The organism is Photorhabdus akhurstii (genome assembly GCF_019090985.1).
GTDB classification, from domain to species: domain Bacteria; phylum Pseudomonadota; class Gammaproteobacteria; order Enterobacterales; family Enterobacteriaceae; genus Photorhabdus; species Photorhabdus akhurstii.
Genome location: NZ_CP020335.1, coordinates 667,159 through 689,705, shown reverse-complemented (window position 1 = coordinate 689,705; position 22,547 = coordinate 667,159). Strand labels below are relative to the sequence as shown.

Here is a 22,547-nt window from a genome sequence, read left to right as displayed (position 1 = left end):
TATTACAGTAGGCGTTTTCTAAGAGGAATAAAACAATCATGTTTAGATTATCAGGGAAATATACATTAATTACCGGAGGAACAACCGGTATTGGTTTCGAAACGGCAAAAAAATTTCATGCTGAAGGAGCTTACGTTGCAATTACTGGAAACAATCCAGAGACATTAGATTTTGCCCAGAGATTCTTTGGTAAGGATGTTTGGGTTATACCCAGTGACGCCGGGTCTTTGGCATCACAAGTAATCTTAAGGGATACAATTAGAGAGCGTTGGCCGCAGATTGATGCTCTGTTCCTGAATGCCGGAATTGTGACGAGTCATAAATTAGAAGAAGAAAGTGAAGAGGGTTTTGATCGCCTGATGTCGATTAATTTAAAAGGGCCGTTTTTCCTCTTACAATCTATGCTCCCTCTTCTTGCCAGACCATCTTCTGTCATTTTGTCCGGTTCAGTCAGTGGTCATATTGGTAAAAGTGGCACAAGTGCAACTTATTCAGCAAGTAAGGGGGCTTTATTAGCTATGGGACGTGCCTTGGCTGCGGAATTTGTCGATCGTCAGATTCGGGTTAATAGTATTAGCCCCGGACCAATCATGACTCCGGCATTCGACAAACTAGGGATAAACAATACTCAACGTGTATATCAGGAAGTGAGCGCTATGATTCCAACTGGACATCTAGGAACCCCGGCTGATGTCGCAGATGTAGCCGTATTCCTCGCTTCAGATGAATCTAAGTTTTTGTTGGGAACTGACATTATCATCGATGGAGGTATGGTTAATATTTAGGTAAAAGCAGATTTTACGAATAACTGTATCGTTGATTTGTGCAATACCAAGATAAAATTTCTTAAGATGACTTAGAAAATGAACGGCGCCTCAAATGTTGGGAACTAAATCTCACGGTTGGGGCACCGTTTTTTTAATCTCTCAATCATATAACAAATCCAAATAATTCAACACTGTTATGATAAAGTTGGTTAGCAATTTCATCAGGAGATTCGCGACGAAGCTCACATAACGAAGCAAAAACTCCGGCAACTCTTTCCGGTCGGTTAGGCTCTCCCTGAAAGCCGAAAAGTGGCATATCCGGGGCATCGGTTTCCAACACAAGAGACGTTAACGGGAGTTCAGCCATCACACGACGTGTTTTCTGCGCTCTTTCATAAGTAATGGTTCCCCCTACCCCAATGTAATATCCCAAACGGATAAAAGTTTCTGCCTGCGATAAGCTACCAGCAAATCCATGTACTACACCGGTACGGGGAAGGTTGATTCTTCTTAGGATCGCTGCCATTTGATCATGGCTTTTTCGGGAATGAAGGATAACCGGTAGTTCATAATGTTTTGCTAACCGCAATTGATCGCATAACAACGCTTTCTGCTTTTCAAATTGGGATTCAGCCATATAGAGATCGAGCCCAATCTCCCCAACCGCCACCAACTTTTCGTGTTTCTGTTTCAGAAAGTGTTCCAGATCCGCAAGATGCGCTTCCTGATGTTGATCGATATAAAGAGGATGCAAACCCAATGCGGCATAAATCGCTGGATAAGAATGAGCCAGTTCAGATACCCGTTGCAAATTTGCCCTACTAATAGCAGGGACAACAATTTTATCCACACCAACCTGTGCCGCCAGTTGCAGGCTTCGCTGCTCATCACCACAAAATGGAGGGAAGTCAAAATGGCAGTGGGTATCAATAAACATCAAACTATCCGTTATCAATCTGTTCTGACAATACAGCTAAGTCAGTCGGCAACGCCAACGGGCTATTTTCTTCGTTCTGGCACAAAATATTATCGCTTAAGCGGTCGTTGTTATCCTTAGCAAGGCTAAACTTATTACCAATAAATAAGTGACCAACTGTCTCCAGGAAATAGCGCCCACAACGACGTCCAAGGTGATAATCCCTATTCAGCGCCGACAAACGGCTACCTAATGCGCTGGTCGTTAAGGATGCTGGCGGATAGATCTCAAAAATCTGTACATCATCAGGTGGATTTTCAATAAATTTCTGGGTGCGGTGGTAGCTTGTCGCATGTTGTTGTAGCATCCGTACCATCTTTTGCAGACCACTGTCTCCCAACCAACGTTCCATTCGTTGCACCCAATCAGGCGTGTAATAGAGCTGTGAAGGGACTGTGCGGATCACCACTATGGTATCAGCACCTCGCCGATACGCCTCTTCTACCGGAATCGCGTCACTGATGCCGCCATCATAATAAACAACACCATTGATCGTCACACCATTGCGATAAAACCCAGGAATGGCGCTTGATGCCTTAATCACTTCCAGCCAGTTGTGCTCATCAGGCTGGAAATAGGTAGGTTCAAAATTATCCGCACGACATGCACACGTATAAAATTCACATCCGGCCTCCAATCTGCGCAAAGCTGTCGGGATATCCAATGGCAGGTCCTGAAAAGCGGTCTGCACAAACCAATCTAAATCAACTAAATGACCACCACGTACAAAACGCAAAGGGTTAAAGAAGGCTGGATTAGTTGTATAACGACTGATGGCTCGCCGGGCATATCCACGCTGTCCGCAAATATAAGCTGAAAGGTTCTGAGCGCCTGCCGAAGTGCCAAGCAGGAGATCAAACGGGTTAAACTCAACGCGCATAAATTCATCCAGCACACCCGCAGTAAAAATGCCGCGTTGCCCTCCACCTTCACAAACCAGTGCAACCTTTCCAGTTTTAATATGCGACTTATATTTATAGGATAATAGATCGATATTCCCCAAAGTTATCGGTATACGTTTCCCCACACAGCCCCCAAGAAAATAAATGACGGATAGAGAGCATAACTTGGGAAGTTATTATCCGTCATTATATTATGGTGCTACATAGTCAATATTTTGATAAAAGTCCCCTGGTGAGGGCGCATATCCGGTTACTACAAATCCAGTTACTACAAATCTGGTTACTACAAAGCAAAATCATTTGAATGGAAAACAACCACTCAATTAATAAAATATATTATTTTTTTATGGTCAAACCGTTTTGAATAGATTTGACCCCTTCCACTTGAGAGATAATCTCTATAATTTTTCTAGATTGTTCCTCACTGTTCACGAAACCAGAAATATAAACGACCCTCTTCTCTGTTTTGATAGAGATATCACTACTGTTGATACCTTTTGCCGCCAACAGCTCACTTTTAATCTTTGCTGTGGTAGCACTATCACCCATATAACCATCAATGCTTTTCATTGAGCTATCGATTTTCTGACCAGCACTGTCGAGTGCTTGTGTCGCTTTATTTTTAAAAGACTCTTCCGCCAATACACTACTGCTAATCAAGGTGGTCCCCAAGGCAATAGCCATCAACAAGTGAGCCAATTTAACATTCTTCATCCTATACCTTCCTTAATTGCCGGTTAGATTTCTGAATCTATAAAGCCATTCAAACCGTCTTTACACTAATGCTTCTTTACACAAAGAATCGCAATCCACATTAGAATTAAAAACAGGTTATCGCTCCCAATAGCTGAAAGGCTAAATCGGGAAATAAGCACATCAACACAGTAAAGACTGAGGAAATAGTAACAGGAAAATAAAGCAAAGCGCTATAAAATAAGACCGATCTTACCCGACTAAATTATAAATTATTCTTGTGTTACATATATTTTTGTAAAGAAAAAGGCTAACTTATTGTTAGTCTTAAAAATATTAATGTTCCCGCGTCTTACGGAAATTGACGTCAGGATAACGTTCACCCGTCAGATTTAGGTTAACCATCGTTGGGGCAATATAGGTCAGGTTGTCACCACCATCGAGCGCCAGATTTTGCTCATTCTTACGCTTAAACTCTTCCAGCTTCTTAGCGTCATGACACTCAACCCAACGCGCCGTTGAGACGTTTACCGGTTCATATAAAGCTTCAACGTTGTATTCGCTTTTTAAACGGGCAACAACGACATCAAACTGGAGAATACCAACGGCTCCCACAATCAAATCGTTATTTGTCAGTGGACGGAATACCTGTACAGCGCCTTCCTCGGATAATTGAACCAATCCTTTCAAGAGCTGTTTCTGTTTCAGAGGATCACGCAAGCGAATACGACGGAACAATTCTGGAGCAAAGTTAGGAATACCGGTAAATTTCAGATCTTCCCCTTGTGTAAAGGTATCACCAATCTGAATAGTCCCGTGGTTATGTAAACCGATAATATCTCCCGGGTAGGCATGATCCACATGAGAACGATCACCCGCCATAAATGTCAGCGCATCAGAAATCACCACATCTTTCTTAATTCTTACCTGATGCAGTTTCATGCCTTTTTCATATTTACCCGACACGACACGCAAGAAAGCCACGCGGTCACGGTGTTTAGGGTCCATATTGGCCTGGATCTTAAAGATAAACCCGGTAAATTTATCTTCCTGAGCGGAGACTGCGCGGACATCTGTCTGACGCGGCATCGGCGCAGGCGCCCATTTCACCAAACCATCCAGCATGTGATTAACACCGAAGTTACCTAGCGCAGTACCAAAAAATACCGGTGTCAGTTCACCTTGCAAAAATGCCTCATGATCAAACTCATGGGAAGCCCCCTGCACCAGTTCCAGTTCCTGACGCAATTGTTCAGCCAGATCTTCACCAATAGCGGCATCCAGTTCAGGATTATTCAGCCCCTTAATTGCGCGGACTTCCTGAATCGTGTGCCCCTTTCCGGTCTGATACAGGTAAGTTTCATCAAGATAGAGGTGATAAACCCCTTTAAAAGACTTACCGCATCCAATCGGCCAGGTAATCGGAGAACAAGCGATATTCAACTCATTTTCCACTTCATCCATCAGTTCCATTGGATCACGGATATCGCGGTCAAGCTTGTTCATGAATGTTAGAATCGGGGTATCGCGCAGACGGGTCACTTCCATCAATTTACGTGTCCGATCTTCAACCCCTTTAGCGGCATCAATGACCATCAAGCAACAGTCAACCGCCGTCAATGTGCGATAAGTATCTTCGGAGAAATCTTCATGCCCTGGCGTATCCAACAGGTTAACCAGACAATCTTGATAAGGAAACTGCATCACAGAAGTGGTAATGGAAATACCACGCTGTTTCTCCATTTCCATCCAGTCAGATTTCGCATGCTGGTTTGAGCCACGACCTTTCACTGTACCGGCTTTCTGAATCGCCTGTCCAAACAGCAACACTTTTTCAGTAATCGTCGTTTTCCCTGCGTCAGGGTGAGAAATGATAGCAAAAGTTCGCCGTTTAGCGACTTCCTGCTGAAAAGGGGAATTTGACATCAATAACAATCTTCTGCTTTATATACGGGCTTGTATTCAACATCAGACGCTTCCCCGCAAGGAAAACAGTTGCCAAACCCGTGGGTGAATGAAAAATTGGCGCTCATTTTCGCTGAAATTGGTGTTATAAACAATCAATCAATTTTATAGCACTTATCAGGCAAACAGCGGCAACGCCATGATGATGGCATCTTCTTTACCTGTCGCGGTAGGATAGTAACGCTTACGCACAGAGACTTGGTTAAACCCTGATTGTTCATACAATCCAATAGCGGAATGATTCGATTGCCTGACTTCAAGCCATAAGGTATTCACCCCTTTACCCGGCAGAATTGATATTAAATACGCTAATAATCCTTTACCATAACCCTGACCTTGGTAGTCAGGATGAATAGCGATATTAAACAGGGTTGCTTCATCCAATATCACTTGGGTTATCGCAAAGCCAATAAGTTGTTCATTAATCGCTATTTTATAATTCAAATACCGCTCACCCTGATTACTGAAAAATGTTTTCTCACTCCACGGGAACGCGTGACTGGCTTTCTCAACCAGAAAAGCGGACGGGAGATCAGCGGGAGTTAATAGAGAAATGTTGTTCATGTTGAGAAATCTGTTGCCAGAGAGAACGTTTTGCCTGTCCATCACAATATAAATCATTTAATGCCGGGCTTCTCAAAGAAATTCCCGGCCATGATAGTGTAATATCCACACCTAACAACCAATATGGGCACTTAACCTGTTCCGCTAACATTGCAACATTATTTGCTGTAATGCAGTAAACAGAAGATTTATCCAACCCCATAGCGGTGAAAATATCTATTAATAATGAATTAGTTAAATCAATGTGGTCATTGGTAATAATCAGCAGACGGGTGGTATCAGGTAAGTGAACAGCTAATTCACCTTGTAAAACCGTCGGGTTACGTAAGGTCCATTGGGTAATTCCCAGTTGAGCTAATAACCTATCGCGCCGGGTTACCATATCTATCCACCTGCTGTAAAAAATAATCGGCAACATGTTATCAGAGGCCACGATCTGCGCCAATATTGGGTATTAGATTTATTATTTCCTGATATTTGGACACAGAACATAAAGGAGCTTATAGACAAATGTCTGCGTTAACCCCCGCCAGTGAAGTTATTTTGCGTCACAGTGAGCAACTTAGCTCTCATCACCTGCTCTTCGCCGGTGATATTCAGGACACACTGGCAACCCAAATTGATGCTGCCAGTGTGCGAGTGCACACTAACCAATATCATCACTGGCAATCACTGATCCGCACTCTAGGTGATCATGCCTGGTTTGGACTGGTAGCCGAAAAAGCATTTACCCAGGGTTGTGACACCCTGATCTACTACTGGCCTAAAAGTAAGCAGGAAGCTCGCTTTCAATTACGCAGCCTGTTCTCTATTTTGCCAAAAGGTATCAATATTTTTATTGTCGGAGAGAACCGTAGCGGAGTACGTAGTGTAGACAAACTGATGGAAGGCATGGCAACGTTTCGAAAAATCGACAGCGCCCGTCGTTGCAGCCTGTTCTACGGCCAGTTAGAACATGAAGTACAGTTCGAACAGGATAACTGGTGGAACAGTTATCAGGTGGAAAATGTCATAGTGAATACGTTGCCGGGTGTATTTAGCCAGGATGAGCTGGATGTCGGCAGCCGCTTATTGCTTTCTACCTTTGACAAACCTCTCTCTGGCAATTTACTGGATATCGCCTGTGGTGCGGGTGTTCTGGCAGCCGTATTGGGTAAGAAAAATCCTGAGTTAGCACTTACTCTCAGTGATGTTAATGCAGCAGCCATTGCCTCCAGTAAAGCGACCTTAAAAGCTAATAAACTGGAAGGCCACGTTGTTGTCAGTAACGTTTATTCCAATATTGAAGGTAAATTCGACTGGATTATCTCTAATCCTCCTTTCCATGATGGATTAAAAACCAGTTTACTGGCAGCCGATGATCTGATCCGCCAAGCTCCCAACCACCTCAAACCCGGAGGAAAATTGCGGATTGTCGCCAATGCCTTCCTGCCTTATCCCGATTTACTGGATAAAACTTTTGGCAGTCATGAAGTCATTGCCCAGACCGGGAAATTCAAGGTTTATCAGGCAACAAAAAAATTCTAATTGACTTAACCTGTCCTTGATTTAAGGGCAGGTTATTTTTGATAACAACATAATAGAAGGGTGACGATTTTTACGGCAACCATGCAACGCTTATAAATAATGATTGACGCCGACTACAAAACCTCTAAAATGCGCCTCCATGCTATCAATCAACAGATTGATAGTGTCTGAATTTGCGAGGGTGGCGGAATTGGTAGACGCGCTAGCTTCAGGTGTTAGTGTCCTTACGGACGTGGGGGTTCAAGTCCCCCCTTCGCACCAAATCAGACAACCGCTGATTAAATTTGGCATAAAAAAATAAAATGACAGTACCTGCGAGGGTGGCGGAATTGGTAGACGCGCTAGCTTCAGGTGTTAGTGTCCTTACGGACGTGAGGGTTCAAGTCCCTCCTTTCGCACCAATCTGTTCATTTTCTTTATTTCTATAATCGCGCTTCTCATCCATTCTTTCTTCAATAAAACGTCAAAAACAGCCAAATCGGTGCATTCCAGCCAATAAAGCACACAACACAGCAAACCCTGATGGTATCAACAAAAAATGGCGTGACTTCTGGTTTAACAACATAAATAGCGTCAGCAACATCGCTAATACCATTCCAATTTTGAACTGCTCAATTCCAGGATTGACGATGACGAATAGCATGCCAGCCAGGCTAGATAAACCGATTCCCCACAAGCTGGTGATACCCTGCCAGAAAAGCGATCTCTCTCTGTCTTTAATTCTGATCATAACTTGCACCCAGTCAAATGATAATGATTACCAATATCATATACAAAAAAGTGTGAAGTACAAGCCAGTTGCAGTTGCTAATCTGGCAGATCAAATCAATATCCTATGACACCAGTTCAAACTATTCCGATTCAACATACTACAGAGTTGAAAAATCGTGGTTCGAAAATATTACAAAGCACTAACTCAAGCACTTAATAGGAGAGCGTAAAAAAGTGTGGGGCATTTATGTAGCAAAGCAGCTAAAGAAGCCACTTTAACGTATAAGTATTCATGGGCCGATAATGGGTAATAGTCCGGTTGAGTTGCCCACTTTACCGCTAAATAACTCAAGTGCCCCAGACTTTTTATGCTCTCCTAGTTCGTCATTGCTGAGTTTTTTACTGGTCGGCTGGGTTTTTACCCGCCTGACTGCGTTCTTCATCAAATAAGGCTTCATAGCGGGCAATTTCTGTATTGAGCGTATCGGATTGGCTGCGCAATTCGTCGAACTGTTTGGCTTCCTCGGCAGTCAGTGAGCGCTTTTCGTCTTCGACTTTGGTAAGCAACGAGCGCATTTGTTGGGTTAAATCGGTTTTATGTTGGTGTAATTCGAGTAGTTTTTTCATGGTGTTTTTGGAATAGTTATTTTCTTTAAAACACTATTTAACACCGTGAAAAATAATAAAAAAGCCTCTGTGATTTAGAGGCTAAACAAGGGGAAACATGAAGACAAAATATTTACAAAATTTTTCATTTACAAAGTAATAAATTTTTTACGTAGGTTGTTGGTGACATCCACGATATTTTATCACATGTCAAATAACCATCATTTTTTAACTTATAATCAACATAAAAAGAGATAGGTAAGCTAATGACAAATGATGCAATCATCAATCTACTCAGGTACTTAACAAGTATCTTGTTGTATTTAGGTAATCTATCAAATATAAAGAAAAAAATAGAACCTGATAAAGAGTAAAATATTATAGGGAAAGATAGAATACTTATAATAACTGCGCTGGAGAATGTTATTTCATCTTTCATTAATACTAATGAAACAGCAGATTTAATAATGAAGCACATCAGAAATGTAAGGAATAATAACAATATTACTCCACCCAAGGCTTTTAAATATTTGCTATTCACCTAATTCTTCCCATCGTATTAAAAAAATATTGTAAGTCTGCTTCCGGTGTTCTTGGCTTTCTCTTCATTTCTTCTTTCAAAAGTGCTATTAATTTTTCGCTTATTCCATATTGCTTATCAACAAGATCTAAACCGATAGCCGCTAGAATTCCAACAGCTAAAACTATTCCCGCAACAACAATAATACTTCCACCTACCAAAGCAGTGGCAGTTAAAAGTGATCCTACAATCCAAGAGGAAGCAGCAATAATAGCAGTTTTAGCCATATCCATTGTTATGTTGCCGATAAAATCGGCTAAAGTATATTCATCCTTAAAAATACTTTCTATCAATCTATAGCCAATCGAAAAGACAATACAGAATCTAACACCTTTGATAATACTAGCATTAAGACCCTGCTGTCCTATCCCCATGGCTAACATTTGAGGGTGGCTAGCACCGTATCGTGTTCCCCTGACAAGACGCCTAAGACCAGCATGACCTGACAGATGAATATATTTTTTCCCATTTTCTCCCACATAGGTTTTTGCAGTAATACTTAACCTCTTAAATTCCCGGCAAACATCAGAAAACCCATGTGAATCATAAATATTTCCCGCATAGGTGGAAATAGGATCTGTGACAGAAAATACATACGCCATAGGATTTTTTTTCTTGTTATCTACTTCCGTGCCTCTTGCAAATTCGTCTCCGTAACTTAGATTTTCTGCTTCCGTACCTCTTGCAAATGCTTCTCCATGACTTGGGGTTTGTGGATGGGAGGGACTGATATCCTCAATAATGCTTTTGGCTTGCGCTAATGTAAGAACAAAGTGATATTGGGTATTATCATTCAATACTTTTTCTAACCCAATGGCATCAAAAAATTCATGCTGGGGTTTTAGCTGATTAATCCCTACATTGCCCCTTAAAAAATCGCCCATATAACCATCCCAAGTGGGATTATATTTCTTATGTGTCATTCCTCAATTCTCCGTAGCACTCAATATCAAATTAATAATTGATTGACTTGTGTCAAGATTTCCGACGTAGCATCAATTAAGCAGGATATAACAACAATGCTTACCCATTCCAGCATGGAAAAGATCCACCTTTAAATTTGTGATGAATCTCTATTCTTAAGCAAAATCAGACAATTACTTAATTTTAATTTCAGTCTTACCATAATAAAAAAATTATGCACTAAATTTATTATCCCAGACTCATCCGGCTTTTATTTGCCTGCCAGAAATACCCCCTAAAAATCTTTTTCGCCTCCTTCGCTGTGCACCCTCTGCATAATTCACTGAACGCCTTGCTACATCTGGGTTTGCCGCAATTAATATGATATTCATTGACTGTAGGAGAGCATAAAAAAGTCTGGGGCACTTGAGTTATTTAGCGGTAAAGTGGGCAACTCAACCGAACTATTACCCATTATCGGCCCATGAATACTTATACGTTAAAGTGGCTTCTTTAGCTGCTTTGCTACATAAATGCCCCACACTTTTTTACGCTCTCCCTATTATCTTTTGGATTGAAGATAAACTGGAAAAAATTACAAAAAACAATAATTATTGTAATGTTAGGATATTTAATTTCCGTTAGTATCTTAGGTTTCACATTAACATTTATTTATTCATATTTCCCTTGGATTAATGTTTTGCTAAAAATTTTATCTGCAATTTACATTGCCTTTTTATCAATAAAAATTTGGAAATCCTCATTAACCACTGATTGCTCAGATGAAATAACTCTCAAAGACATATTTATAACAACATTACTTAGCCCAAAAGCATTCGTACTGGCTTCTTATATTATTCCCTCTTATGCTTTCGAATTACCAACTATATACTTACCCTCAATGGTAATTTTACTTTTAACTCTATATCCAGTTTCCTGCTTATGGGCACTATTAGGCAAGGCTTTACATTTTGCACACATGCAAAGTAGCTATATACAACCTAATTATTTCTTTAAAATTGCATCGCTGATTTTAATGGCTTTTTCCATATCACTACTTTATTCATCAAATCTAGACTATATCTCTAAATAACGTTGTTGAGTTCGCAGTCGTATTTTTCCACTGGTAGAATGAGAGAAAAATATATATTAAAAAGAAAAAAATCAAGGCCGGATAATATCCGGCCTAACTCTTTATTCCTCAACTACTCAAAACATCATCTGACCGAATTACTTTAACTGCATCGCATCACGTATCGTGAAGAATAGATCTGTCTGGTCAGTCAGACCCACAACATTGGTTGCCTGAGGGCCATAAGCGGCCACTCGGAGTTGAGTGCCAGTATGTTCCTGTTCCTTACCCTCGGAAGTACCGTAATTTACCGCCATCACCCCACCATCTTTAGTGATTAGTGCCTGAGTCAACCCCGGAGATTTTATATGCGCTTCAATAATCTGGCTGGAGTGAGCATGATCAGCGGTGACAATCACTAATGTATCACCGTGTTTACGCGCATATTTCAAGCCAACTTGTACCGCTTCATCCAATGCGACAGTTTCACCAATCTGCCCACAAGGATTAGCTTTGTGATCCTGCTTATCAATAGAAGCGCTCTCCACTTGTAAGAAGAAACCTTTCTTATTCTCTTTTAACAGATCAATGGCTTTCTCCGTCATCTGTGCCAACGTCGGCGCATCAGGATTCCGTTTCGAGTTGACTTTACACGTCACTGGGGGATTATCAATATTACCGTGATAAACGGCTTTAGGTCCTTCCCAAGAAATGTCCATATTGTCTTCATGGAACAAGCCCAACAGCGGTTTTTTCTGATTCGCTCTAGCAACGGACGCCAATGACTTAGCATCCCTAACCAACTGATAACCCTGTTCCTGTGCCTGCTGTTCCAGCGTTTTATCCTTGCCAGCGCCGGCAACCGATTTCTGGGCGAAAAATTTGGCGCCTCCACCTAATGTGACATCAGCACGAGCCACTAATAATTGCTCTGTAATGGAACCCCGCCCGCCATTTTCTAGCGCATTCGTTGGGCATTTTTCTATTGTCTCCTGCGGGCCATAGCAATCACGGTGAGTGACATGCGCATAAAGCGCTGCCGGCGTTGCATCCTGTATCCTAGCCGTCGTTACGTTACCCGTTGCTTTACCATTCGCTTTTGCCAGCTCAAGCAGAGTTTGATGATCTTTACCAAATACATCGATACCCAACGCGCCATTATAGGTTTTTACACCAGAAGCCCAAGCTGTAGCAGAAGCGGCTGAATCAGTCGCATAGTTGGGTTTACGACTCTTTTTATCCAGAGAATAGTGAGTGTATTGGCCGGTAAATGGCAAAGCATCAATCCCTTTGAAAAATCCACCCGCGCCTTCGGCATAGTTACGGGCAATAGTGATCTCAGAATCCCCCATACCATCACCAATAAACAGAATAACGTTCTTAGCTTTATGGTTATTTATCGCTGCTTTTAATGCCTCAGTCTGGTTTTGAGTCATACGGCGAGCACCACCAAATTCCGTAATATTACCTTTTACTGCCCGACCTTCCGCCATAATTTGATCGACATTCTGATCACCAGCCGCCAACACCGGTAAGCTGACACCTGAAATTAAAGCTGAGACCATAACCGCAACCAAACTTTTCGTATACTTGTTCGACATTAAGGTTTCCTTATTAAAACGTAATCGGAATAAAAATCATCGTTATCTGATAAAGGGATACTAAATAAGCTATGTGACAATTATGTGAAGAAAATAAATTAATTCACCATTTCGCTACCAACGACCGGGTTCCGTGGTACAAGGTTTCACACCACGAAATATAGTTATGACCACTAGAAACTTCACTGGATTCAACTGGATAACCTTTCTGTAATAACGTCTCTTTCAGGCGACGGTTATTATATAAAATGCCCTCCAATTCCCCCACACGGGTTTCAAACAATCCCGCTTGTAAATAGAAACGCAGTGGTTTTCTCTCCGCTTTGGCAAATTCACGGATCAACCATTCAGGCTTTTCTCCCTGCGGCGCCCACCAATATGACCCAGACATACTGAGAACATTGCCAAACAACTCAGGATGATTAAACGCTACCCATGAAGATGCCAATCCACCATAGCTGGAACCTGAAATAATGGTACGTTCTGCCGGAGCTTTAATACCCTGACCGGCCAGCCACGGCATCAATTCACTCGCCATAAATTCAGCAAAATTAGGATTGGGCGGCAGTTCCTGACCCCGACGTACACTATCTAGGCTATCAATAAACACCACATACATAGGTGGGATCTTGCCCTGTTCAATCAGGGAATCGAAAAATCTATCAATATAGTACTGCTTACGGTAAATCTTCCCATCAAACAGCACCAACATAGCAGGCTGTTTCATCGGAGTAACCGGTTGATAAATCGCAATTTCTCGACTATTACCCAGAATCTTACTCGCAAGCTGATGAAGTTTAGTCGCTCCCTGAAAAGGCGATTGTTTGAATTGTGCGATATCACATAAGGTTGGCCTTAATGCCAGCAATGAATCATGATTAAACACATCTTCTGATAAAGTCGGCACCACATTTTTATTTAATGGATCGGCCTGCGCCGTTACCAAAATCGACCTACGCTGTTCGTCAGCCGTGCCTTCAACCCGCGGCAAATCCGGCGCCAATTTATATTGCATCAAGGTATCTGACGGAACGATATAGCTACGAAACCAAACATCAGTACCCGCCAAATGTGACATTGGATCATGATCACCACTCGGCGCACCAAAAATAAAGACATTCGCTTTTGCTCCACGCCACAGGAAAGTGACTCGCTTATGCTTATCATCATAATCTTCAATCAACGGCGCACCCTTGCGGGTTATTTCCCGCCAGAAGGCATGGGTGCCTTTTCCTTGTGCGATATCAGCCTGGAGTTGTTTCAGACGCTGGCTCTCTGGTAGCTGTCCATAATCATTATCCTTGGGAATATAAGGTGGAAATGACAACGTAAGCTGCCACGGCTCTCCCGCCTTACCCTTAGCTGCCAACCGATATTTTCCTGCCTGAGGAACAGTAAAGCCAATTGACTGACGAGCATCCACCGGACTATCAGTGAAAAGCGTGCGAATATGTTGTTGATTACCCTTCTGCACCACCAATTTTTGCATACCCAATGCCGATCCCTTTACATAATGTTCAGCCTGAATTTTAAATTCAATACACGATCTCCCCTGAGAATTAAAACTCCCGGTTATTGCTTGCTGATCTTGCTGAAATTTTATTTGGTGACACTGAGAAGCAAAGACATTAAAAGAAGCCATAAGAGCACATATCATTATGTTTATTTTCATTTTTTTCTCTTTTTAGATGGTTGATTACTGATATTCAATTTTTTTGACACGGCAAATCATGCACTAAGTTCTTATTTAAGAATAAGAACAATTACTATTATTAATAGCATAAATTGTGTGTTAACTTTCATTAAAATAATTCTTTAACAAGACGAAATAATTTATGGATGGATACATAAATAATTCAATATCTTGATATGATATTAGTCGAACCATCCTATCTTTCAAAAGATTAAGTAACAAATAATACGGGATATAATCTATCCCGCATCGTCAAATTTGATAAAAATAAAACGAGTTAGCTGCATCTGAATTAAATACAGAATTTAACTCACATCCATAGAATCTAAAATCCCTTGGCTCATACTTTTAGCAAAATCCCAATCATATTTTTCATAAACACGAGACAGAGCAATAAAAGGCGCGCCTGAATAGAACATTTCATATTGAGTATGACGTGATGCAAATTCAGAACCGATCGCATCCCACACTAACTTCAATAATTTCACTCGTTCAATGGGGGCCAGTAAAGTTGAATATTGTGTTTTTTCTATTAAATCACGAATTTCTGGATTTGCTAAATCAATATAATTTGACGGTAACATAATCACACCACCACCTGAGAGTTTTCTGATGCTTTCTATCACCTTTGGATAAGTTGACTGCAATAAAACCTGGCAAGCATACAGTTGTGATCGATTGGGAATATAATATTCATTATGCCGATCAGGATTGTGGATCAAACCACGAAACAGCCCTTCAATATTAGTAGCATAACAAGCAAGCTCGGCTAACGATTCACGAACAGCCGGAAATTCATTAACGCCGGTAGCTTCGGTAAGTTGATGAGCCAAACCCGTTAAGAAATGTAATTTAACGGCATACCGAGCCATACCCTGAACATCCATTAAAACGTCAGCGCCAGTTGCCAGAAATTGCTGGCGACACATCTCCGTATTTTTATAAACAAATACTCTTTCCCACGGAACAAAAACATCGTCGAAATAAATTACCGCATCATTTTCGTCAAATTGATGTGCTAAAGGGGAGTCAAATTTATTACTGCCTATTTCATAGGATTTTCTGGAAAGAATTTTTATTCCTTTAGTATTCAATGGTAATGCAAAAGACACCGCATATTTATCATCAACGCCCTCTTTGAGTGGATTAAACACGCCAACAACCACTTCCTCTGCAAGGACGGCCGCTGTTCCTAACATCTTTGCCCCGCGAACAATGATTCCTTGCGGTTTTTCTTCCAATACTCCAAGAGTATGAAATTCGTTTTTTATATGCTCACTAGGCGTTTTGGAACGATCACCTTGTGGATTGATTAATGTGAAAGCTAAATAAATATCTTTATCACGGGCATATGAATAGTAATTTTTCAATGCCTCAGCCCTATCCTTGGAATATTCCTCAAATACTTCCAGATGAGTCATTATTCCGGTAAAAGCGGCAGAAACATGATCTGGACTTCTACCTAGCCAACCACAACTCTGCATTGCCCAAGCATACGCAGCCTCACCTCTGGCAATTAATTTCTCTCGGGTAGTAGGAAGTTCCCAACATAAACCAACACGCTTACCACCAGGAGTTTCGAACGTCATCCGATCAGCGTGTGCTGCCTGATAATCATAAAGTGAAGCTACAGTTCTAATTGCATTCCGAAAAGCAGGGTGATCCACGTGATTAGTAATCTTTTCTCCATTCAGAAAAATGGTTCTTCCATCACGCAAGCCTTCAATATATTCCTCACCGGTCTTAGACATTAGCAACTTCCTCCGAAATAGAATTAATTTTAGGTAAATCGATCTTCAAAGGCATAGCAATTCCCTACCCTATTGTCGGGCATTGCCATTTAAATTTTTCTATCTAATTATTTTCTACGTATCCAGTATAGATTGAATCACAATGATTCGATAAAATATTTCAGTAAATTTTCTTGAGTATCTGTGATCTCTCTCTTAATTTGATACATAAATACGATTTATCTTCCTACTCTATTTATCTTAACCATCAACTCATTTAAGGACCGGTTGCCAGTTCAGGTATCATAATCCCACGCTGCACTGCGCTGAGGTACCCCCACAAATTTAGCGCTAATAAATCAAAACCCTATTTCGATAGATTTTGGCATGGTGGTTTAATACGCAGCTACTTCGTGGGCTTTCCTTGCCTGTTCGCTGTGCTTTGATGTGAGTAAGTTTAATAAATATATTTACCAAGCAATCACTAAACCAATGTTTAGTAAAGTTTAATATCTCATTGCTTTTTCGATTAATTTATTTTCAAAAAAATTTTCGGGGTGAGATTTTGGCTAGTTTGATGGGGAGCCCTCGATAGAGGGCTAAGGTTGGTTATATTGAATGCTTTGCAAACTCGATTATTGATTTCTCATCATCATGGCTTAGATGAAATATCCCACTGAAATCCAAGGTTTTTCTTATCTCATCAATAGCTTTTTGCTCTGCCAGTCCCGGCTTTCTTCTGTGATCAATGGTGAACAAAACCGTCTTCATATTTAGTATGTTTTCAGTTGAAGCAGCTTATTGAAGGAGCGGCAAAAATGCAGGGGTTGAATACGAAATACAGTTAATGGGAGCCGCTCAAAGTAACCAACCTATCCCTGTGTAGGTCGATTTCATTTATCAACAGGCTCAACAATATATCCCAAAACTTTCATCTGTTGCCAAAAGACGCCAGCAAGCGGCTAGCTCGGAGGACGCAACCTACTTTATGGAGCGCGTCAAATCGAATGGTGGTCAAGCCACCTACCTCAATTTTCGGTACAGAACTCAGTGTGGGTCATCATTATAATGAACTGTTTGACTTTTATGAAAATGTGATGACAACCGCAGTGGAAACATTCGCCACTGTCACCCTAACTTACTGATTTCGGAGTTCACACTATGAATAATTCATTGACTGAATTCATACATGAATATATTAACCAACGCCAAAGTGATTTTACTTACCTTAGCGATAAGATTTGGGAACACCCTGAGACCAATTTTAAAGAAAACTTTTCTGCTGAACTGCTCGCAAATGCGTTAGAGAATGAAGGGTTTGTAGTTCAAAGAGGGGTAGGCAATATTGAGACTGCGTTTATCGCCAGTTATGGTAGTGGACACCCTGTGATTGCTTTACTTGGTGAGTATGATGCACTGTCTGGTTTAAGCCAAAAAGCAGGCTGTTATGAACCTAGTCCTGTAATTGAAAACGGTAACGGCCACGGGTGTGGACATAATTTACTGGGGACGGCCGCCCTCGCTGCGGCATTTGCAGTGAAAGCCTGGCTGCAAAAAAATCAACTCCTTGGAACTGTGCGGTTTTACGCCTGCCCAGCCGAAGAAGGGGGTTCCGGTAAAACATTTATGGTCCGGGATGGTCTTTTTGATGATGTTGATGCAGCAATTACATGGCATCCTGAATCATTCAGTAGTGTATTTAATGTTCAGTCTCTGGCAAATATCCAAACAGCATTTCATTTCAAAGGGATTGCTTCACACGCCGCCAATTCTCCCCACCTAGGCAGAAGTGCTTTAGATGCTGTCAGTCTGATGAATGTGGGTGTTCAATTTCTTCGTGAACATATCATTCAGGAAGCACGAATTCATTATGCAGTGACTAATACGGGCGGTATGTCACCTAACGTTGTACAAGCTGATGCCGAAGTTTTATACCTTGTTCGCGCTCCGCAACGGGATCAGGCTCAAGATATTTATCAACGAGTTATTGATATCGCTAAAGGTGCCGCCTTAATGACCGGTACGCAATTGAATATTCGCTTTGACACAGCGTGTTCAAATTATGTTCCTAATCGCACGATGGAAAGAGCGATGTATCAATATGTTCAAGCTTTTGGTATTCCTGAATACACTGATGAAGAACGCCAATTTGCCGAAAAAATCCATCAAACACTGACAAAAGATGATTTACGCAATGTCAAATTCAATGCAACTCAGATAGCGGGTGAAGAGGGTAAACGCTGGAGTGAGCGACAAGGGGAAAAAGCACTGACAGATGAAGTCTTGCCTTATATAGAATCGCAAGAGTTAATATATGCCTCTACCGATGTTGGAGATGTTAGCTGGGTAACACCAACCGCCCAATGTTTAAGCCCCTGCTTTGCCTTTGGCACACCACTGCATACTTGGCAACTAGTCGCACAAGGACGTTCATCCATTGCTCACAAAGGGATGTGCCTTGCAGGGAAAATTATGGCCGCTACCGCGCTTGAATTATTAACAGACCCGGTTCTGCTATCAGAGGCTCAATCAGAGTTCAAACACCAGAGGGATAAAAATCCCTATCAGAGCCCTATTCCACCCGATGTTAAACCATCACCTTTGAAGTAACTTTGCTCCGATAAATACTGGCTTGCCTATAGCAGGCAAACCAGTATTCAGTCATTTATATAATTAAAAAATAATAACGACAGCAAACACAAAGGAAAAAACATGAGTGAAACAACTCCCCCTGTAAATAAGAACCCGGGACGCATTTTCGGTTTGGTCGAAAGAGTTGGAAATAAAATTCCAAACCCTTTTATTTTGGTAGAGTTTGCAGTATAGCAGGCGAAAATATTAGATCTTTCCCATAAATTGGCTAAACATCAGCAAAGTACTGAGCAACAAATGGCGCTGTTCAACAGTCAAACGTAAATAACGACGACTAGCCGGCAATCGACTGACAACCTCAGAAGCGGCAAAATGTTCCACCTCAAATTGCCACTTCCCCTGATGAATATTCAATATCAGATCCCGGAAATCCAACTCTGCCAGCGTTTCACCAATTAATGGATGTTGATTGAGTAAATCAATAATCGGCTGTCCATACTCCGTACCATGACAACAGTAATAAATCACACTCTTTCGCCGAAATATTCCCTTTACCTTAGCTCTAATAATGATTTTTTCCTTAAGTGAAGTATTCCCCTGCAAACGAAAACAACAACTGACAATATAGGCCAGAAACAATGCTTTCGGCTTTTCACAAACTTCAATCTGCAATCCATCAGGTAACGTCACTTGCAAACTTTCTGCTGATAAACGCTCACAACAGTAAGGCGATAAATTCTGTTCCAACCGGTTTAGCGTTATACCTGCCTGATAGCCAGTAGGATAGCGGGGTTTATTCAACCGCCGCCAAATACTGTCAATCAAGGGAACGAAGTGGCTCAAGTTGCACCTCCCGCAATTCACCCTTAGTGAAAGTATGCGAAAGTACCTGTTCAACGGGGACAGGCTTAAACGGATTCACTCGTTGCACACAGAGCGTCCAAAACAGGGCATAGCTGGCGGTCAGACCCAATATGATGGCGAATGGAATATACACATCACCAGGATTCATTCCCGGAGGCGTGATGTTAATGATCGCCAAGATAATGCCTACACTAGAGACAATTTGAGGTAATGGGAAAAAGGGTGATTTATAGGCACGATGTAAATCAGGTCTGCGGATACGCAGCAATATCACAGAACATGTCACCAGCAAATAAGCAACGCACCAGGCACATACAGCGGCTAATACCAAAGGCATAATCCGGTTCAAATCACCTTGAATAATAAAGGTATGTAAACAGGGGATCATTACCGCAACCAAAATCCCAAATATTGGCGTTTTAAAACGTGGATGTAGATAAGCAAAAATACGCGGTAATGCGCCATCCAATGCCATACCATAGAGAATACGCGGCACCGCCGCCATCAGGGTATTAATCGTTGCCGCTCCCGCCAGTAATAGCCCAATACCAATCCAATATTTACCAAAATCCCCCATCACCTGACCGGCAAAAGCAGGAATTGCCATTGGCGTTTCCAGCAAGCGAACGTTATTTTCTACATCCACCAGCACATTTTCTACCTGATGACTGATTGACGCGCCATATAACCCCATGCAAAAAGCCACCCCACACAGGCCCGTTATCATTGCTCGCGGAAGAACTCTGGCGGAATTTTTAATTTCAGGCGCCATTGGCGTCACCAGTTCACAGCCGACAAACATAAACATCGCCATTCCCACCAGACTCAGTACCGCCAAAGGATCGCTCAGATTAAGCCCTTCACCAAACCAACTCTCCAGCGGCACAGAAAACGGCATTAATAATCCACAAATACTGAAAATAACCAAAGTACTCCACATGCAGAATGTCAGCACAATTTCGACTTTACCAAACGCTTCAATACCCAACGCATTAAGTAACCCGAACGTAATCACTAACCCAACACCAACCATCCATGAAGCGTTATAACTTTCCACCATCGTATTAAGGCTGTCAAAATTCACTAATGCCATAACACCGGAGAGAATCGTTTCTGCTGTACCCGCAAAAATATGAACAATCAAATAAGCCGAAAGCGCACCGGTAATCGCCCAGAATCGCCCCATTCCACAAGAGATATAATCATAGACAGAGCCAGAAGTAGGCAAAATAGCCGCCGCCTCAGCAAACGTCGTCACTTGGGCCTGCATCATGATAAAACTGATCAACATTGCCAGTACGAAAGTATCACCACCAATCCCAAAACCACTGGTCACAGTCAGAATAACCGGGCTTGCCATAATCACGCCGACAGAACTTGCCAGTGCGGTAGGAAACCCCACCACTCCCTTTTCAATATGCGAAGTCAGTCGTGTTGACATATTCATTTATCTTCCCTCTTAACTTCTAGTCGTAAAAATAATGCTCACGGCGATTCATTTGTGAATTTTTTGTAAACTTTATTGAGGATAAATACACTATAGAAAGTGAAGAGGAATACCGACCATCGTCCTAAAGAACGATACCTAAAGAGGGATTAATAACTGAAAAGATGTAACGAAAAATACCAGAAAACAGAAAAAATCAAAAATAATTACTTAAATATCAATCAATAAAAATAAAATCGCTTAATTAATGCATTAAGAAATTATTTCAGATATATATCAAAAAACCTGTTCTTAGCTGGTGATCATCACGTTAAGAAATTTCATTTATTGCAATCCATATCACGTTATTAATATGTTTGTTTTGTGTTAATTCTGAATTTTAATTAGCATTTGATTAATTTTCAGTATCGATTTATCCAATTAGGTATTATTCTAAAGGGAGAATGTCCTTGTCTACTGTACTACCGAATAGCTGTGAAAATACTTTAATCTACAGTTGTTTAAATACCATTGCACATCTGGTTCCTATCTCGGCCGCAGCATTCTATCTGGTGAATAATGAATTACGCCCCGAAAATTACATTCTGTACGGCATTTCAGACGAAACTCACCAAAATTATCTAGCCCATTTTCAGCATTTAGATCCATTAAAACCGGCTAATTATCAACAAAATAATATTAATATGGTTGGCATGGATCAGAAAACACTTACTAAACATAATAAGTATTACCATGAATTTATGCAGCCAAATAATATACAGGACATCGCCGAAATATTTATCCGTCAACACAGCCGAATTATTGCCGGTGTCTCTTTATTACGAGATATTCCATTTACACCAAAAGACTTTAATCGCCTCAGTGCTATTCTGCCATTAATTGAATTAGCCGTCAGAGACTTGCTTCCTGAAACCCCCACTATTTTGACAGCTAAAGAGCAAGAAATTATTAATTTGATAAGGGAAGGATCAAGTAACAAACGTATTGCACAGATACTTAATATTTCCCTATCTACCGTCAAAACCCACCTGCGCAATATCTTTGCCAAAACCAAAGTGACTAACCGCACTGAATTAGTTTCTAACGGGTTTATTACTCGGCATTTGTGATTGGTAGGATTTGATAAATTATACCCGTCATCCTTCAAGTTGCCTCTTTGTTGGCTGCACTCGCTTATCCCAGTCACATAGCTTGTTCCTTGCCGTCACGATGCATCTTGAAATCCATAGGGTATAAAACAAATTAAATAGTTATATCGTCATTAACCATTAACGGTCATCTTTAATTAAGCAATTCTCACGCTTGACGCTTATTCTGATCGCTAAAGAACAAGCACACAGAGACTTAATTATTT

The 22,547-nt window shown here is 41.2% G+C and carries 19 protein-coding genes and 2 tRNA genes; 6 read left to right on the top strand and 15 right to left on the bottom strand.

Features of this window, described 5'->3' with window-relative positions; genetic code table 11:
* Positions 1 to 38 precede the first annotated feature (38 nt).
* Positions 39 to 785, top strand: coding sequence for an SDR family oxidoreductase (locus B0X70_RS03005; RefSeq protein WP_036811751.1), 747 nt, complete (start codon positions 39 to 41; stop codon positions 783 to 785).
* Positions 786 to 930: 145 nt separating this feature from the next.
* Here the strand turns inward: B0X70_RS03005 and B0X70_RS03000 are convergent, their stop codons facing one another.
* The 6 genes from B0X70_RS03000 to B0X70_RS02975 all read right to left on the bottom strand — a co-directional run bounded on the left by B0X70_RS03000 (position 931) and on the right by B0X70_RS02975 (position 6,249).
* On the bottom strand, positions 931 to 1,704 hold the full coding sequence (locus B0X70_RS03000) for a TatD family hydrolase (RefSeq protein ID WP_217470851.1): 774 nt from the start codon (positions 1,702 to 1,704) through the stop codon (positions 931 to 933).
* Positions 1,705 to 1,708: 4 nt separating this feature from the next.
* Positions 1,709 to 2,770, bottom strand: a complete 1,062-nt coding sequence (locus tag B0X70_RS02995) for a patatin-like phospholipase family protein (protein WP_217470850.1) — start codon at positions 2,768 to 2,770, stop codon at positions 1,709 to 1,711.
* 211 nt (positions 2,771 to 2,981) lie between these two features.
* Positions 2,982 to 3,359: a BON domain-containing protein gene (locus B0X70_RS02990; RefSeq protein WP_036811743.1), complete on the bottom strand. Its 378-nt coding sequence runs from the start codon at positions 3,357 to 3,359 to the stop codon at positions 2,982 to 2,984.
* Positions 3,360 to 3,674: 315 nt separating this feature from the next.
* On the bottom strand, positions 3,675 to 5,264 hold the full coding sequence (prfC, locus tag B0X70_RS02985) for a peptide chain release factor 3 (RefSeq protein WP_217470849.1): 1,590 nt from the start codon (positions 5,262 to 5,264) through the stop codon (positions 3,675 to 3,677).
* A gap of 156 nt (positions 5,265 to 5,420) precedes the next feature.
* The gene (gene rimI / locus B0X70_RS02980) at positions 5,421 to 5,867 is read right to left on the bottom strand and encodes a ribosomal protein S18-alanine N-acetyltransferase (protein ID WP_217470848.1); all 447 of its coding nucleotides are present in this window, start codon (positions 5,865 to 5,867) and stop codon (positions 5,421 to 5,423) included.
* A complete protein-coding gene (locus B0X70_RS02975) occupies positions 5,836 to 6,249 on the bottom strand; it encodes a DNA polymerase III subunit psi (protein ID WP_105397577.1) in 414 nt (137 codons plus the stop codon). Before B0X70_RS02975 ends, rimI begins: the two co-directional genes overlap by 32 nt.
* Before the next feature lie 128 nt (positions 6,250 to 6,377).
* On the opposite strand from B0X70_RS02975, the gene rsmC reads away from it, so the two are divergent.
* The 3 genes from rsmC (at position 6,378) to B0X70_RS02960 (ending at position 7,795) form a co-directional block, all read left to right on the top strand.
* Positions 6,378 to 7,394, top strand: a complete 1,017-nt coding sequence (rsmC, locus tag B0X70_RS02970) for a 16S rRNA (guanine(1207)-N(2))-methyltransferase RsmC (RefSeq protein WP_036811732.1) — start codon at positions 6,378 to 6,380, stop codon at positions 7,392 to 7,394.
* A 175-nt stretch (positions 7,395 to 7,569) separates the two neighbouring features.
* Positions 7,570 to 7,655, top strand: a tRNA-Leu gene (locus B0X70_RS02965).
* A gap of 53 nt (positions 7,656 to 7,708) precedes the next feature.
* Positions 7,709 to 7,795, top strand: a tRNA-Leu gene (locus B0X70_RS02960).
* A gap of 62 nt (positions 7,796 to 7,857) precedes the next feature.
* Here the strand turns inward: B0X70_RS02960 and B0X70_RS02955 are convergent.
* The 7 genes from B0X70_RS02955 to B0X70_RS02925 form a co-directional block, all read right to left on the bottom strand.
* On the bottom strand, positions 7,858 to 8,124 hold the full coding sequence (locus tag B0X70_RS02955) for a DUF1435 family protein (RefSeq protein WP_036811729.1): 267 nt from the start codon (positions 8,122 to 8,124) through the stop codon (positions 7,858 to 7,860).
* A 380-nt stretch (positions 8,125 to 8,504) separates the two neighbouring features.
* Positions 8,505 to 8,732: a phage major capsid protein gene (locus tag B0X70_RS02950; protein WP_036811723.1), complete on the bottom strand. Its 228-nt coding sequence runs from the start codon at positions 8,730 to 8,732 to the stop codon at positions 8,505 to 8,507.
* Between the two features lie 124 nt (positions 8,733 to 8,856).
* On the bottom strand, positions 8,857 to 9,252 hold the full coding sequence (locus tag B0X70_RS02945; RefSeq protein ID WP_036811720.1) for a DUF1240 domain-containing protein: 396 nt from the start codon (positions 9,250 to 9,252) through the stop codon (positions 8,857 to 8,859).
* Positions 9,249 to 10,214, bottom strand: coding sequence for a hypothetical protein (locus B0X70_RS02940; protein ID WP_110087555.1), 966 nt, complete (start codon positions 10,212 to 10,214; stop codon positions 9,249 to 9,251). The genes B0X70_RS02945 and B0X70_RS02940 overlap by 4 nt, the downstream gene beginning before the upstream one ends.
* A gap of 1,210 nt (positions 10,215 to 11,424) precedes the next feature.
* Positions 11,425 to 12,867 (bottom strand): alkaline phosphatase, encoded by a 1,443-nt coding sequence (phoA, locus tag B0X70_RS02935; protein ID WP_036811719.1) that lies wholly within the window; start codon positions 12,865 to 12,867, stop codon positions 11,425 to 11,427.
* A 103-nt stretch (positions 12,868 to 12,970) separates the two neighbouring features.
* On the bottom strand, positions 12,971 to 14,509 hold the full coding sequence (locus B0X70_RS02930; RefSeq protein ID WP_246593420.1) for an esterase family protein: 1,539 nt from the start codon (positions 14,507 to 14,509) through the stop codon (positions 12,971 to 12,973).
* A gap of 356 nt (positions 14,510 to 14,865) precedes the next feature.
* Positions 14,866 to 16,311 carry a 4-hydroxyphenylacetate 3-hydroxylase family protein gene (locus B0X70_RS02925; protein WP_036811714.1) on the bottom strand — a complete coding sequence of 482 codons (1,446 nt, stop codon included), beginning with the start codon at positions 16,309 to 16,311 and terminating at the stop codon, positions 14,866 to 14,868.
* A gap of 1,140 nt (positions 16,312 to 17,451) precedes the next feature.
* Between B0X70_RS02925 and B0X70_RS02920 the strand changes: the two genes are divergently transcribed.
* The gene (locus B0X70_RS02920) at positions 17,452 to 18,900 is read left to right on the top strand and encodes a M20 family metallopeptidase (protein WP_036811711.1); all 1,449 of its coding nucleotides are present in this window, start codon (positions 17,452 to 17,454) and stop codon (positions 18,898 to 18,900) included.
* Between the two features lie 228 nt (positions 18,901 to 19,128).
* On the opposite strand, the gene B0X70_RS02915 is transcribed toward B0X70_RS02920, so the two are convergent.
* Entirely contained in the window at positions 19,129 to 19,725 is a 597-nt protein-coding gene (locus tag B0X70_RS02915) for a DUF3156 family protein (RefSeq protein WP_036811708.1), read from the bottom strand.
* Positions 19,700 to 21,193, bottom strand: a complete 1,494-nt coding sequence (locus B0X70_RS02910; protein WP_036811706.1) for an APC family permease — start codon at positions 21,191 to 21,193, stop codon at positions 19,700 to 19,702. Before B0X70_RS02910 ends, B0X70_RS02915 begins: the two co-directional genes overlap by 26 nt.
* Before the next feature lie 443 nt (positions 21,194 to 21,636).
* Here B0X70_RS02910 and B0X70_RS02905 point away from each other — a divergent pair, with 443 nt between their 5' ends.
* Positions 21,637 to 22,302 carry a response regulator transcription factor gene (locus tag B0X70_RS02905; RefSeq protein WP_036811705.1) on the top strand — a complete coding sequence of 222 codons (666 nt, stop codon included), beginning with the start codon at positions 21,637 to 21,639 and terminating at the stop codon, positions 22,300 to 22,302.
* Positions 22,303 to 22,547 lie beyond the last annotated feature (245 nt).